Source organism: Sinomonas sp. B1-1, assembly GCF_050474465.1.
Taxonomy (GTDB): Bacteria; Actinomycetota; Actinomycetes; order Actinomycetales; family Micrococcaceae; genus Sinomonas; species Sinomonas flava.
Genome location: NZ_JBCHVF010000003.1, coordinates 41246 through 55183 on the forward strand (window position 1 = coordinate 41246; position 13938 = coordinate 55183).

Here is a 13938-nt window from a genome sequence, read left to right on the forward strand (position 1 = left end):
ACTCCTTCGAACCGCGGAGCCCGCCCGAGTCCCATGAAGCGGGACCGCCGCCCGAACGTCCCGGCGACCCGGCGCCGTCGCGCGCCCGACTGGTCCCTCGTCGGCCGGATCGCCGTCCTCGTCTTGGCCGCAGCGCTCACGCTCGGGCCTGTGCTGTGGACGCTCTCGACCTCGCTGCGGCCCCCGGCGGACTCGCTGAAGCTCCCGCCGTCGTTCATCCCGTGGGACCCGGACTTCAGCTCGTACGCGCAGGTCTTCAAGCAGGTTGACATGGCGCTGCTCGTGCTCAACAGCGCCCTCGTCACCGGACTCATCGCCGTCGGCCAGATGATCTCCGCTGCGCTCGCCGGCTACGCCTTCGCGTTCCTGAAGTTCCGTGGCAAAGGCACCCTGTTCTCCCTCGTGCTGGCGACCATGATGGTCCCGGTGCAGGTCACGATCGTGCCGGTGTTCATGCTCATCCGCGGCATGGGCCTCTCCGATACGCTCCTCGCCCTGATCCTCCCGGCGATCCCCACCGCCTTCGGCACCTTCCTCATGCGCCAGTACTTCCTCGGCCTGCCCGCCGAGCTCGCGGAGGCCGCCGCGATCGACGGCGCGTCCCCCTTCCGCATCTTCCGCTCCGTGTACGCGCCGCTGGCCATGCCGGGCCTCGCGATCGTAGGGATCCTCGCGTTCAACTTCCACTGGAACGAGTTCTTCCGGCCCCTGATCCTGACCATCTCCGAGCAGAACTTCACGCTGCCCCTCGGCCTCGTCTCCCTCCAGGGGAACATGGGCACCGGGAGCATCTCCGTGGTCCTCGCCGGCGTGGTCCTGTCCATGATCCCCGCACTGGTCGTCTTCCTCGTCGGCCAGCGCTCCCTCCGCGACGGCCTCACCGCCGGCGCGGGCAAGTAGAAAGCACGCCGATGACCTCCGCGCACACCGCACCCGCCGCCGTCGTCCCCGCCGCCATCGGGGCGGACGCAGCCGCCGCCCATCCCGACCGCTCCTTCCCGCGGCTGCATCCGCGTCCGGGCCGGGGCTGGGTCAACGACCCCAACGGCGTGGTGTTCGCCGACGGGCGCTGGCACGTCTTCTTCCAGCACAACCCGGAATCCGCGCGGCACCACCGTATCCACTGGGGGCACCTGAGCTCGCCGGACCTCGTCCGGTGGGACGCACACCCCGTCGCGCTCGCCCCGCAGGAGGGCGGCCCCGACGCGTACGGGTGCTGGACCGGCGTCGTGACCCTCGATGCGGGGACGCTCATCGCCGTCTACTCCGGTGTCGCGGACGGGTCGGGCCGCTCCCAGGTGGTGCTCGCCCGGGGGACGGCCGACCTCGGGGAGTGGGTGCAGGACGGCGCCGTCGCGGCGGGGATGCCCGACGACCCGCGCGTCGTCGCCGTCCGGGACCCCTTCCTCTTCGAGTTCGCCGGGCATCGGTGGGCGGTCCAGGGCGCCGGGCTCGCCACCGGGCACGCCGCCGTGCTGCTGTACGGCGCCGACGACCTCTCCGCCTGGGAGTACCACGGCATCTGGCTCACGTCGGAGGACCCTGTCGCCTCCGAGCTGCCCGACGCGAACATCTGGGAGTGCCCGCAGCTGGTCCGCTCGGGCGGATCATGGGTGGCCGTCTTCTCGCTGTGGCGCGAGGAACAGCTCACCGGGGTCGGGCATCTTGTGGGGTCCCTGGCGCTCGATCCCGTCACTGGGCTGCCGGTCTTCACGCCGCGCTCGTCCGGCACCACGGACCTGGGCGGCTCGTTCTACGCGCCGCAGGCCGTCCAGGCCGGGGAGCGCGTGCTCATGTGGGGCTGGGCCAAGGAGGTCGCAGCCTCCGGCCTGCCGGGCCGAACGCAGGAGGACTGCGACGCCGTCGGCTGGTCAGGACTGCTCACGTTCCCGCGGGAGCTGCGGGTGGAGGGCGACGCCGTCCGGCTGCAGGCCGCCCCCGAACTCGCCGCGCTTCGGGCCGAGCCGCTCGAGGACGCGCCCGGGACGCAGGACGGCGCCGCGCACCTGCCGCTGCCCGACCAGGCCGACGCCGTGGTCGCCGGCGAGGGCACGCTGCGCCTCCTGCTCGGGGACGCGACCGTGTGGAGCGGGGCTGTGGCGGAGGGCGACGAGGTGCGGGTGCTCGTCGACGCATCGATCGTCGAGGTGTTCACCTCGGCCGGCGCCGCGACGACGCTGCGGGCCTATCCCTCCGGCGCGCAGTCCTACCGGCTCGAGCTGGGCCCGGGCGTCAGGGCACGCGCGTGGCGGCTCGCCGTCCCGGGCGCCTGACCCTGCCCCCGGGGCTCGGCGGACGGCCGCCGCCGGATGGCCCTCTGGGGGTCGCCTCCTGGGGGTCACGCGAGGTGACTCCCAGGAGGTGACCCTCAGGAGGTGACCCTCAGACGGCGGGGGCGGGGCCGGTGGAGTCTCGGGGGGTGAGCTCGCACGGGATGAGGAGGGGCCCGGAGGCCCGATCGCCGCCGTCGAGTGCGCCGAGCACCGCGCGCATGGCCTCCTCGCCGATCCTCCGCAGGGGCAGCGCCACGGTGCTCAGCGCCGGGACCATGACGGAGGCGACGCGCTGCTCGTCGTCGTACCCCATGACCGAGACGTCCCGGGGGACGTCGAGGCCCAGGCGGGCGGCGGCCAGGACCATCCCGACGGCGGCGCGGTCGTTGCCGCCGAGCAGTGCGGTGGGCCGTTCGCCGGCGGCCGCGGACAGGAGGGCCGTCGCGGCCGTGTGCCCGGGAGCGATGTCCCACCCCGCCTCCAAGACCCAGTCCTCCCGCACGGGCAGGCCCGCCTCGGCCATGGCGGCCCGGAAGCCCGCCTCGCGCAGGGCGACGGCCGGCGAGGAGTACTCCCCGCCGAGGAATGCGATGCGGCGGTGGCCGAGCCCGATCAGGTGCGCGGCGGCGTCGTGCCCCCCGGCCACCTCATCCGGCTGGATCGACGGGAGCGTTGACGCCCCGGACGGGGAGTCGGGGGACGCGTAGCAGTTGGCGAGGGCGGACGGGACGGCGAGCATGCCCTGCGGCACGTGGAGCTCGTGCAGGCCCACGGTGACGTAGATGAGCCCGTCGACCTGCCGGTCGAGCAGGGTCCGCACCGCGTCGAGGTCCCTCAGGGCGTCCTGCTCGGTGTCCGTGGCGAGGGTGACGAACCCCCGGCTGCGGGCGACCGCGTCGGCGCCGGCGATGATCTCGCCGTCGAACGGGCTCGTGACCGCCTGGTCCGAGACGAGCCCGATCACGCGCGAGCGCTGGTCCCGCAGGCTCCGGGCGATCGCGTTGGGCGTGTAGTTCAGCTCGGCCGCCGCCGCGAGGATGCGCTCCTGGGAGTCCTTGGCGACGTTGCCGTCCCCGCGCCCGTTCAGCACGAGCGACACGGCGCTGCGGGAGACGCCGGCTCGCCGTGCGACATCGAGTGCTGTGGCCTTGCGCGTCATGCCCGCAGTGTACCTGACACGTGTGCGGTTGCTAGCCGGCGCACGACGGCGCGCGGCCCCCTCCCAGCGAGCGCCGGTAGGCTCGGTGCCCGTGATCGAACAGTGGTGGCAGGCCTTCGTCAACGGGTTCCTCTCCGGGTTCGGGCGCTCGAGCCCGCTCGTGGTGCCCGCGGCGGAGCTGCTGTGGATCCTCGGAGGAGCGGCGGCTCTGTGCGTCGTCCCGGTCCTGTGGAGGTTCTTCGGCCGCTTCGTCACCGTGGTCCACGAGCTCGGCCACGCCTTCGCGGGGCTCGCGACTGGCATGAAGGTCACCGGGATCACGCTGCGCATGGACCAGGGCGGAACGACCCACGGCGTGGGCCGCGGCCGGGCCGTGTGGTTCGGCTTCTGGGGCTACCCGGCGCCGGCAGCCGTCGGCGCAGCGCTCGTGTGGGCCTCCGCTGCCGGGTGGGGGAGGACGGCTCTGTCGGTGTCCGTGATCGTGCTCGCGCTCGTGTTCCTCTTCATCCGGAACCTCGCCGGCGTGCTCATCCTGGCCGGATCGATCATCGCCGTCGCGGCCATCGTCGCCGCGGTGCCCGCCGACCTCCAGGGCCACCTGACGCTCGCCGTCGGGCTCGCGCTCGTGATGGGCGCCGCGCGGGACTGGTGGAACCTCGTCTCGGTGCACACGCGCCGCCACCGGGAGCTCGCGAGCTCGGACGCGTTCATCCTCTCCCGAAAGACCGGCGTCCCCTCGGCCGTGTGGCTCGTCGCGTTCGCCGCCGTCATCGCCCTCGCCGGCGTCGCCTCGTGGGCCGTCCTGACGGGCGCCGTGCGTACAGTGGGCGCATGAGCTGCACCCGCCGTCCCGTGCTCCCCGACCTGCCAGAGCTCGAGGCGGCGGCCGCCGTCGTGCGCGTCCCGCTGACCGTCAGGTTCCGCGGCGTGACCGAGCGCGAGGCGCTGCTGCTGCGCGGGCCCGCAGGATGGGGCGAGTTCGCCCCGTTCCTCGAGTACGACGACGCGGAGTCGTCCCGCTGGCTCGCCTCCGCCGTCGAGGCGGCGTGGGAAGGCTTCCCCGCGCCGGTGCGCGAGCGCGTGCCCGTCAACGCGACCGTCCCGGCTGTCCCCGCGGGGCGCGTCCCCGAGGTGCTCGCCGCCTTCGGGCCGGTCACCGCCGTCAAGGTCAAAGTCGCCGAGGCCGGGCAGAGCATCGCGGACGACGTCGGCAGGGTCGCCGCCGTGCGCGAGGTGCTGCCGGACGCGGCGCTGCGGGTCGACGCGAACGGGGGCTGGTCGGTGCCTGAGGCCGTCGAGGCGCTCGGGCAGCTCGAGCCGTTCGGCCTCGAGTACGCCGAGCAGCCCGTCCCCGGCATCAACGGGCTCGCCGAGGTCCGCGCCCTCCTCGAGGCGCGCGGCACACCCGTGCGGATCGCCGCCGACGAGGCCGTCCGGAAGGCCGAGGACCCCCTGCGCGTCGCCCGCGCCGGCGCGGCGGACCTCATCGTCGTCAAGGCCGCCCCGCTCGGGGGAGTGCGGCGCGCCCTCGAGATCGTCCGCGAGGCCGGCCTCCCCGCCGTCGTGAGCTCGGCGCTCGACACCTCGGTGGGGCTCGCCGCCGGCGTCGCGCTGGCCGCCGCGCTCCCGCAGCTGCCGTACGCCTGCGGGCTCGGCACCGGGGCCCTGCTGGCGCACGACGTCGTGCGGTCGCCTCTCGTGCCTGACGGCGGCTACCTCCCGGCCGGGGCCGAGCTGGCCCGACGGTCAGAGCCGGACCCCGAGCTGCTGGCCCGGTTCGCCGTGGAGGCGGAGCGGCGCACGTGGTGGATCGAGCGGCTCCGCCGGTGCCACGCCGTCCTCGCGGGCCGTTGAGGGCCGCGTGTGCCTCAGGTCTCCAAGGGCATTTACCTTGAGTTAACCTCTGGCTTAGCTGGATTTTCGCTGGGAATGTTCGGGTGGAGGACATCGCTATCCGATCGCACCCGTAAGGATGATTCCCCTTGACTGAATCCCGCCGTACGCTCCTGCCGATGCTGGACCATGTCCGCGGCAAGCGAAGCGCCGTGACCTGCGCCCTCAAGTGCGACAACGCCTGCCTCGGCGAGGTGTGCAACACCTCGGACAACGGCTACTTCCGCGACATCGCCGCCGGGGCGATCTCGCGCCGCTCCGCGCTGGGCCTCGGCCTCGCCGGCGCGCTCACCCTCGCGTTCACGGGCGCGGGCGCCGGACGCTCTGAGGCCGCCGGCCTCGCCCCGGCCGCCAAGGGCGTCACCAGCAAGCTCGACTTCACCCCGATCAGCCCCGTCAACTTCACAGTCGACGAGTTCACGGTCCCGTCGGGCTACAGCTGGACGCCGATCATCCGCTGGGGCGACCCGCTCTTCAACGACTCGCCCGCGTTCGACATCGTGAACCAGACGGAGGCCGCCCAGGCCCGCCAGTTCGGCTACAACAACGACTACACCGACATCATCCGGATCGACGGCGAGAACGGCCACCGCGCGGTGCTCTTCACGAACCACGAGTACACCAACGAGGGCATCATGTTCCCGAAGGCGCAGCTCGACGCCGACCCGGCCCGGGTCCGCGCCGTCGCCCGCGCCGCCCACGGCCTGTCCGTCGTCGAGCTCACGCGCCGCGACAAGAACAGCGCCTGGACCTACGTCAAGGGCGCCCCGCTCAACCGCCGCTTCCTCATCGACACCGAGTACGAGCTCACCGGCCCCGCGGCAGGCTCCCCGCTGCTGAAGACCGCCGCCGACCCGGCCGGCCGCACGGTCAAGGGCACCCTCGGCAACTGCGCCGGCGGCACGACGCCGTGGGGCACCATCCTCTCCGGCGAGGAGAACTTCAACGGCTACTTCCGCTCCGCCGGCACCTCGGCGGCCCAGAAGCGCTACGGCCTCTCCGACAAGGCGACCGGCCGCGGCTGGGAGCTCGACGACCCGCGTTTCGACACCCGCACCGCGGGCTACGAGAACGAGGAGAACCGCTTCGGCTGGGTCGTCGAGGTGGATCCGATGGACCCGACGTCGACCCCCAAGAAGCACACCTCGCTGGGCCGCTTCAAGCACGAGGGCGCGAACGTCCGCATCGCCGCGAACGGCAAGGCCGTGGCGTACTCGGGCGACGACGAGCGCTTCGACTACCTGTACAAGTTCGTCTCCAAGGACACGTACAGGGAGGGCGACCGGGCCCACAACATGACCCTCCTGTCCGAGGGCGACCTCTACGTCGCCAAGTTCACGGGCAACTCCGCCGGCGAGATCGACGGCTCCGGCGCGCTCCCGTCCGACGGCGCGTTCGACGGCCGCGGCGAGTGGCTCCCGCTCGTCGTCGGCGGCAAGCCCGGGCACGAGGCGCTCAAGGACATGACCGTGGCCGAGATCCTGGTCTTCACCCGTCTGGCCGCCGACAAGGTGGGCGCGACCAAGATGGACCGCTGCGAGGACGTCGAGCCGCACCCCACCTCGGGCAAGGTCTACGTGGTCTGCACGAACAACTCGAACCGCGGCAAGGGCACCAACGCGCCGGCGGACGAGGTCAACCCGCGCACGGTGAACCGCGATGGCCACATCGTCGAGATCACCGAGGACGGGGGCGACCAGACGGCCACCGCGTTCGGCTGGAACCTGCTCCTCGTCGCCGGCGACCCGGCGAAGAACAAGACCGCGTACTTCGCGGGCTACCCCACGGACAAGGTCTCCCCGATCTCGTGCCCCGACAACGTCGCGTTCGACTCCTCCGGGTACATGTGGCTCGCCACGGACGGCGCGCCGAGCTCGATCGGCTACAACGACGGCCTCTTCCGCGTCACCCTCGAGGGCCCTGAGCGCGGCAAGGTCGAGCAGTTCCTCTCGGTCCCGCGGGACGCCGAGACCTGCGGCCCGATCGTCCACGACGCCGAGCGCCACGTCTACGTCTCGGTCCAGCACCCGGGTGAGGAGGGCACCTTCGAGGAGCCGCACTCGCTCTTCCCGGACTACGTGAAGGGCGGCACGCCTGCCGCCGGCCAGGTGCGCGCCCCGCGCCCGGCCGTGGTGCAGGTCCTCCCGGCCCAGCACGCGAAGTAGTACATACGATGGGGGCGTGAGTGCCCTCAGTTCCCTGGACGCCGCCCGCGCAGCAGTCGACGCGCTGCTCGCGGGCGGCGTCCGCTGTGTCGTCGTGTGCCCGGGATCCCGCAGCGCCCCGCTCGCCTACGCCCTGGCCGAGGCGGAGGGCCGGGGCCACCTCGAGCTCGTGGTGCGGGTCGACGAGCGCGTGGGCGCCTTCACCGCCCTCGGCGTGGCTCTCTCCTCGGGGCGGCCGGCCGCCGTCGCGACCACGAGCGGCACGGCCGTGGGCAACCTGCTGCCCGCCGTCATGGAGGCCAACCACGCCGAGGTGCCCCTCGTGGTCCTCTCGGCCGACCGGCCCGAGGAGCTCCACGGGACCGGCGCGAACCAGACCACCGAGCAGTTCGACCTCTTCGGCGAGCACGTGCGCTTCGCGACGAGCGTCGCGGCCGGTGCGTCGCCGTCGTCGTCCGTGCGGACCGCCCTCTCCGCGGCGACGGGCGCGCTCGAGGGGATCCCCGCCGGCCCCGTCCAGCTCAACCTCTGCTTCCGCGACCCGCTCGTGCCGGAACCCGGCTGGGAGCCGCCCGCCGGCGGAGGCTGGGAGCCGCCTCCCGTCCAGCCCTACGCCTACCGCCGGCCGCCGGTCGCAGCCCTCGGCGGGCTGCCGCCGCGGCGCACCGTGGTCCTCGCCGGCCACGGCGCGGGCCCGCTCGCGGAGGCCTTCGCGGCAGCGCACGGCCTCCCGCTGCTGGCGGAGCCGTCCTCGAATGCGCGCTTCGGCGGCCATGCCGTGGGCCCCTACCGGCTCCTCCTGGACGGGCATCCCGGACTGAGGATCGAGCGCGTGGTGCTGTTCGGCCGGCCCACCCTGTCCCGGCCCGTCACGGCGCTCCTGGCCCGCGACGGCGTCCAGACGGCGCTGTACCACCCCCGCCCGGTCGCGTGGTTCCGGGAGGGCCGACGCAGGGAACGGCTCGTGGACGACCTCGACATCCTCTCGGGCTTCGCCGGGCGCGGGGCCGAGGGGTGGCTCGACTCGTGGCTCCTCGCCGGCGCCGCGGCGCAGGAGGCGGTGGACCGGATCGTCGGCGGCCCCGGCGCGCCCTTGACGGGGCCGAGGCTCGCACAGCTCGTGTGGGAGAGCGCGCGGGGGCAGCTGCTGCTCGGCTCGTCCAACGGGATCCGCGATGTCGACCTCGCGGCGGCCCCTCCGCCGCAGCCGGCTGCCCGGGTCTTCGCCAACCGCGGCCTGTCCGGGATCGACGGGACCGTCTCGACGGCCACCGGCCTCTGGCTCGGCCGCCGCACCGAGACCACCGCGTTCCTCGGGGACCTGACCTTCCTGCACGACGCCGGCGGGCTCCTCCTCGGCGACGGGGAAGCGGACCCGGACCTGCGCGCCGTCGTGCTCAACGACGCCGGCGGGGCGATCTTCGGCCTGCTCGAGCACGGGCGCGTGGGCGACCCGGCGCTCCCGGGCGCCGCGGCCGCCGTAGAACGCCTCTTCGGCACGCCGCACCGCGCCGACCTCCGCGCGCTCGCGGCCGCGTATGGGGTACGGCACACGCTCGTGCGCACGACGGCGGAGGCGTCCGCGGCGCTCGGCGCTCCCCGGCGGCGGGGGCGGGAGATCATCGAGGCCCGGGTAGACAGGGCGTCCCTGCGCGACCTGCACGAGCGGATCCGGCTGGCCGTGGGCAGGGCCGTGAGCCACAACTGACGTCTCGGGTACGCCAAAGTCGCCCCTGGGGCCGTTTCGGGTACGCCAAAGTCATGTCTGAGCGGTCTCGGGTACGCGGGGGAGCTTCGCGTGGATGGCGCGCCGCGGCGGAGGATCCCGCTGCGTACCCGGAACGCTTGGGACGAAGGATTCGCGTACCCGGAACGCTGGGGGTCGGGAATTGGCGTACCCGAGAGGATGGAGGGGGGAAGCTGGGGCCTCCCGGCCCGTTGGGGCGGGTGTCTGGGATTTCGGAAACCTCCTCGTGACAGAGCTTGATTACCCTTCAGGGGTGTTGTCCAATAGGGAAACATAAGTTGCCTGTGATGCACATCTCATCGCGCCCTGGTCAAGGGTAGGATGGGACGTCGCCTAGCACCTCTGACATGTACCTCCAAGTAAAGGTAGAGATATGACTTTCTCCGCGAAGCTCGCCGCCAAGGGCGCTGCGGTCCTCGCCGTCGGGGCCCTCGCGCTCACGGCCTGCACGAACGCCTCCGAGACCGGGGGAGCGGCACAGCCGAGCGGCTCGGGGTCGGCATCGGCGTCCTTCGACCCGTCGTCGGTGAAGAAGGACGACAGCCTGGCCTCGCAGGTTCCGGACGCCATCAAGTCCAAGGGCAAGCTCGTCGTCGGCTCCGACACGTCGTACGCACCGGCTGAATTCCTCGGCGGCAGCGACAACGCCACGCCGATGGGCTACGACGTCGACCTCGCCAAGGCCATCGGCGCCAAGCTCGGGCTCAAGACCGAGGTCCAGACCGCGGAGTTCACCGGGATCCTGCCCGCCCTCGGCCCGAAGTACGACCTCGGCATGTCCTCCTTCACGATCAACTCCGAGCGCCTCGCCGCGGTGAACTTCGTGAGCTACTTCAAGGCCGGCACCGCGTGGGCCGTGCAGAAGGGCAACCCGAAGAAGTTCTCGCTCGATGACATCTGCGGCAAGAAGGTCGGCGTCCAGACCGGCACCGTCCAGGAGGACCCGGACCTCAAGGAGCGCAACGCCAAGTGCACCGCCGCTGGCAAGCCCGCGATCGAGGTCGTCTCCCTCAAGGCCCAGACGGACCTCAACACGCGTCTCGTGAACGGCTCGCTCGATGCAATGGCCGCTGACTCGCCGATCGTCGGCTACGCGGTCCAGCAGACCAACGGCGCCGTCGAGAAGCTCGGCGACACCTACGACTCGGCCCCCCAGGGCATCGCCGTGGCCAAGAGCGACACGGCGTTCGCACAGCTCATCCAGAAGACGGTGACGAGCCTCATGGAGGACGGCACCTACAAGAAGATCCTGGACTCGTGGAACAACGCCGAAGGCGCTCTTCCGAAGTCTGAGGTCAACCCGGCAGTCTGATGACTATGACTGTTCACAAGGCTGACGCCCCAGCCTCCACGGCAAGCGCACCGGAACTGATCAAGGCGGTTCCGGTGCGCCACCCCGGCCGGTGGGTCGGCGCCGCCGTCATCGTGCTCCTGCTGGCCCTGGCCGTCCAGAGCCTAGCCACCAACCCCAACTTCCACTGGGACACCGTCGCGCTCTACATCCTGGACGTGAACGTGGTCCGCGGCGTGGGCTGGACGCTCCTGCTCACGGTCCTGTCGATGATCCTGGCGATCGTGCTCGCGGTCGTCCTGGCGTTCATGCGGCAGTCGGACAACCCGATCTTCCGCTGGTCGGCGTGGGCGTGGGTGTGGTTCTTCCGCGGCACCCCGGTCTACACGCAGCTGATCTTCTGGGGCCTGGTCACGGTCCTGTACCCGACCGTGTCCCTGGGCGTCCCGTTCGGGCCGGCGCTGGTCACCTGGGTCCTCGAGGATCCCACCCGCGGGTTCCTGCCCGCGGTGATCGGGCTGGGCCTGAACGAGTCCGCGTATCTCGCCGAGATCTTCCGTGCGGGCCTGAAGTCCGTGGACAAGGGCCAGATGGAGGCCGCCGAGGCTCTGGGCATGCACCGGGGCAAGATCATGCGGCGCATCATCCTCCCCCAGGCCATGCGCGTGATCGTCCCGCCGACCGGCAACGAGACGATCGGCATGCTCAAGACCACCTCGCTGGTCCTGGCGGTGCCGTTCACCCTCGACCTGACGTTCGTGACGAACTCGCTCGCGAACAAGACCTACCTGCCGATCCCGCTGCTGATCGTCGCGGCGCTGTGGTACCTGCTGGTCACGAGCATCCTGATGGTCGGCCAGCACTTCATCGAGAAGCACTACGGCAAGGGCGTGGACAACCTCGCACCCGCCGCGGTGGTCAACCCCGCAGCAACCAAGGCCGCGGCCGCGGGTCTCGGCTCCGCGGCGGACACCATGCCCGGCGGCCCGACCGTGGCCGGCAAGGACATCGAGGAGAGCGGACGATGAGCGCACCGGCGCCCGAAGGCACCCACCGCATCCCCTCCGGGGCTGGCGAACTGGTCCGGATCGAGGGAGTGCACAAGTACTACGGCCAGCACCACGTGCTGCGCGGGATCGACATGACGGTCCGCCAGGGCGAGGTTGCCGTCCTGATCGGGCCCTCGGGGTCCGGCAAGTCGACCCTGCTCCGCTGCATCAACCACCTCGAGACGATCAGCGCGGGACGGATCTTCGTCGACGACGAGCTCATCGGCTACCGCGAGCACGGCGGCCGGCTGCACGAGCTGCGGGTCAAGGAGATCGCCCGGCAGCGCCGCAACATCGGGATGGTGTTCCAGCGCTTCAACCTCTTCGGGCACAAGACGGCCGTCGAGAACGTCATGGAGGCGCCCGTCCAGGTCAAGGGCCACGACAGGGCGTCCGCGCGAAAGCGTGCGCTCGAGCTCCTTGACCGGGTGGGGCTCTCGGACCGGGCGAACCACTACCCGGCACAGCTCTCCGGCGGGCAGCAGCAGCGCGTCGCGATCGCCCGCGCTCTGGCCATGGACCCCGAGCTCATGCTCTTCGACGAGCCGACCTCGGCCCTGGACCCCGAGCTGGTCGGGGACGTCCTGAACGTCATGAAGGACCTCGCCGCCTCGGGCATGACCATGATCGTGGTGACCCACGAGATCGGCTTCGCACGCGAGGTCGGCGACACCCTGACGTTCATGGACGGCGGCGTGGTCGTCGAGTCGGGCAACCCGCGCGACGTCATCGCCAACCCGCAGCACGAGCGCACCAAGGGCTTCCTGAGCAAGGTGCTCTGAGGCCAGGGACCCCGCAAGGCCCCGCCAGGGACCCCGCAAGGCCCCGTCAGGGACCCCGCAACCATTACGGTGGTTGCGTGGTCCCTGCCGTGCGGTTGCGGGGTCCCGGTCAGCGCTCGACGCCGAGCGCCTCGAGCATCGGGCGGAACTTGGCCCACGTCTCGGCGAGCTCGGTCTCCGGCACGGACGCCTCGACGATCCCGCAGCCGGCATACAGGCGGATCGTCGTCGGGGACTCGATGACGCCCCCGCGCAGCGCGATGCCCCACTCGCCGTTCCCGGCGGCGTCGAGCCACCCGACCGGCCCGGCATACGGCCCCCGGTCCATCGACTCGAGCTCGCGGATGATCGCGCCCGCCACCTGGGTGGGCGTCCCGCACACCGCCGCGGTGGGGTGCAGGGCGTTGATGAGGGCGAGCGAGGTGGGCACGTGCCCCTCAACCTCGGCGAGCTCCGCCTTCACATCGCTCGCGAGGTGGAAGACGTTCGGCAGCTCGAGGATGAACGGCTCGTCGTGGGCGTTCATGGCCTCCGAGAACGGTTCGAGCGCCACAGTGAGGGACTGGATGGCGATGTCGTGCTCGTGCCGCTGCTTCGCCGAGCCCGCGAGCACCCGGGCGGGGTAGTCCTCGCCTTTCCCGAAGGCATCGCGCCGGTCCAGGGTCCCGGCGAGCACGCGCGCCTGCGCAGTGCGGCCCTCCACCTGGATGAGCATCTCGGGCGTGGCGCCCACCAGCCCGTCGACGCCGTAGACCCACGTATCCCAGTAGGCGGACGACAGCCGCCGCAGCACCCCGCCGCGGTCGATCCCCGCGCCGTCTTCCACGACGATGTCCCGCGCGAGCACGAGCTTCTCCAGCTCGCCCGCCGCGATCCGCTCCACTCCCGAGGAGACCGCGTGCATCCACCGCTGCTCCCCGAGCGATCCGGGTCCGAGGCGCACGGGCCTGCGCGCCGCCCGGCCCCCCGCCTGCCCGTTGCCGCCCGCGAGGTCCGCGCGCGCCGTCGTGCGTACGGCCGCCTCGGTGCCGCGCGTGCGGTCGGCGAGCGCGCGCACGACGGCGCCGCGCACCTCGGCCTCGGAGGGGCGCCCGCCGTCGGCGGTCGCGAGGGTGGCCCAGGCCCGACCGTCCCGGATGCCGACGACGAGCTCGGGCACGATCAGCCGCGAGAGGAAGTGGGAGGTCTTGGAGAAGGCGAAGCTGCCGAAGGCGACCAGGCCGGTGCCCGGGTGCTGGACCGGGTCCTCGATGTCCGCCTCGATCACGAGGTGCTTCCACCAGGCCTCGGCCTCGATGAACCGCTCGGGCCCGGTGACGGTGAAGCGGGCCACCTCCCCGAAGCCGACCTGCCCCTCGCCGCGGCGGATCCAGCACTGCGTGCCCGCGCCTCCCAGGAGTGCCGCCAGATTGTCGGGGACGTCGCCCTGGCCGGTGGTGCCCGGGCCGGTGGGGCCCAGATCAACCGTGAGGGCGCGCAGAGGGTGGCTCATGATGGATCAAGACTACGCGGTAATCTTTGGCAGAATGGTGCGGGTGAGCAGCGCAGGCAGCAGGGCATCCCTCGACAAGCGACCCGA

Annotated in this window: 11 protein-coding genes; 9 read left to right on the forward strand and 2 right to left on the reverse strand. The window is 72.2% G+C overall.

Annotation, left to right across the window (positions count from 1 at the left end; genetic code table 11):
• The first annotated feature begins 33 nt into the window (after positions 1-33).
• A complete protein-coding gene (locus ACQ5BE_RS07195; protein WP_430296614.1) occupies positions 34-900 on the forward strand; it encodes a carbohydrate ABC transporter permease in 867 nt (288 codons plus the stop codon).
• A gap of 11 nt (positions 901-911) precedes the next feature.
• On the forward strand, positions 912-2273 hold the full coding sequence (locus tag ACQ5BE_RS07200; RefSeq protein WP_430296335.1) for a glycoside hydrolase family 32 protein: 1362 nt from the start codon (positions 912-914) through the stop codon (positions 2271-2273).
• A 109-nt stretch (positions 2274-2382) separates the two neighbouring features.
• Here the strand turns inward: ACQ5BE_RS07200 and ACQ5BE_RS07205 are convergent, their stop codons facing one another.
• Entirely contained in the window at positions 2383-3432 is a 1050-nt protein-coding gene (locus tag ACQ5BE_RS07205; RefSeq protein WP_430296336.1) for a LacI family DNA-binding transcriptional regulator, read from the reverse strand.
• 91 nt (positions 3433-3523) lie between these two features.
• On the opposite strand from ACQ5BE_RS07205, the gene ACQ5BE_RS07210 reads away from it, so the two are divergent.
• The 7 genes from ACQ5BE_RS07210 to ACQ5BE_RS07240 all read left to right on the forward strand — a co-directional run bounded on the left by ACQ5BE_RS07210 (position 3524) and on the right by ACQ5BE_RS07240 (position 12359).
• Positions 3524-4267 (forward strand): M50 family metallopeptidase, encoded by a 744-nt coding sequence (locus ACQ5BE_RS07210; RefSeq protein ID WP_430296337.1) that lies wholly within the window; start codon positions 3524-3526, stop codon positions 4265-4267.
• Positions 4264-5286: an o-succinylbenzoate synthase gene (locus ACQ5BE_RS07215; protein ID WP_430296338.1), complete on the forward strand. Its 1023-nt coding sequence runs from the start codon at positions 4264-4266 to the stop codon at positions 5284-5286. The genes ACQ5BE_RS07210 and ACQ5BE_RS07215 overlap by 4 nt, the downstream gene beginning before the upstream one ends.
• Before the next feature lie 158 nt (positions 5287-5444).
• Positions 5445-7490, forward strand: coding sequence for a PhoX family protein (locus ACQ5BE_RS07220; RefSeq protein ID WP_430296615.1), 2046 nt, complete (start codon positions 5445-5447; stop codon positions 7488-7490).
• 16 nt (positions 7491-7506) lie between these two features.
• Entirely contained in the window at positions 7507-9198 is a 1692-nt protein-coding gene (gene menD, locus ACQ5BE_RS07225; RefSeq protein ID WP_430296339.1) for a 2-succinyl-5-enolpyruvyl-6-hydroxy-3-cyclohexene-1-carboxylic-acid synthase, read from the forward strand.
• A gap of 412 nt (positions 9199-9610) precedes the next feature.
• Positions 9611-10549, forward strand: a complete 939-nt coding sequence (locus ACQ5BE_RS07230) for an ABC transporter substrate-binding protein (RefSeq protein ID WP_208710197.1) — start codon at positions 9611-9613, stop codon at positions 10547-10549.
• Between the two features lie 5 nt (positions 10550-10554).
• The gene (locus ACQ5BE_RS07235) at positions 10555-11556 is read left to right on the forward strand and encodes an amino acid ABC transporter permease (protein WP_369802221.1); all 1002 of its coding nucleotides are present in this window, start codon (positions 10555-10557) and stop codon (positions 11554-11556) included.
• Positions 11553-12359 carry an amino acid ABC transporter ATP-binding protein gene (locus tag ACQ5BE_RS07240; RefSeq protein WP_222703650.1) on the forward strand — a complete coding sequence of 269 codons (807 nt, stop codon included), beginning with the start codon at positions 11553-11555 and terminating at the stop codon, positions 12357-12359. The genes ACQ5BE_RS07235 and ACQ5BE_RS07240 overlap by 4 nt, the downstream gene beginning before the upstream one ends.
• Positions 12360-12468: 109 nt before the next feature.
• Here ACQ5BE_RS07240 and ACQ5BE_RS07245 read toward each other — a convergent pair whose 3' ends face one another.
• Positions 12469-13851: an isochorismate synthase gene (locus ACQ5BE_RS07245; protein ID WP_430296341.1), complete on the reverse strand. Its 1383-nt coding sequence runs from the start codon at positions 13849-13851 to the stop codon at positions 12469-12471.
• Positions 13852-13938 lie beyond the last annotated feature (87 nt).

Coding starts and splice junctions, on each gene's coding strand:
- ACQ5BE_RS07195 (WP_430296614.1), top strand. CDS start 34: ATGAAGCGGGACCGCCGCCCGAACGTCCCGGCGACCCGGCGCCGTCGC.
- ACQ5BE_RS07200 (WP_430296335.1), top strand. CDS start 912: ATGACCTCCGCGCACACCGCACCCGCCGCCGTCGTCCCCGCCGCCATC.
- ACQ5BE_RS07205 (WP_430296336.1), bottom strand. CDS start 3,432: ATGACGCGCAAGGCCACAGCACTCGATGTCGCACGGCGAGCCGGCGTC.
- ACQ5BE_RS07215 (WP_430296338.1), top strand. CDS start 4,264: ATGAGCTGCACCCGCCGTCCCGTGCTCCCCGACCTGCCAGAGCTCGAG.
- ACQ5BE_RS07220 (WP_430296615.1), top strand. CDS start 5,445: ATGCTGGACCATGTCCGCGGCAAGCGAAGCGCCGTGACCTGCGCCCTC.
- ACQ5BE_RS07230 (WP_208710197.1), top strand. CDS start 9,611: ATGACTTTCTCCGCGAAGCTCGCCGCCAAGGGCGCTGCGGTCCTCGCC.
- ACQ5BE_RS07235 (WP_369802221.1), top strand. CDS start 10,555: ATGACTGTTCACAAGGCTGACGCCCCAGCCTCCACGGCAAGCGCACCG.
- ACQ5BE_RS07240 (WP_222703650.1), top strand. CDS start 11,553: ATGAGCGCACCGGCGCCCGAAGGCACCCACCGCATCCCCTCCGGGGCT.
- ACQ5BE_RS07245 (WP_430296341.1), bottom strand. CDS start 13,851: ATGAGCCACCCTCTGCGCGCCCTCACGGTTGATCTGGGCCCCACCGGC.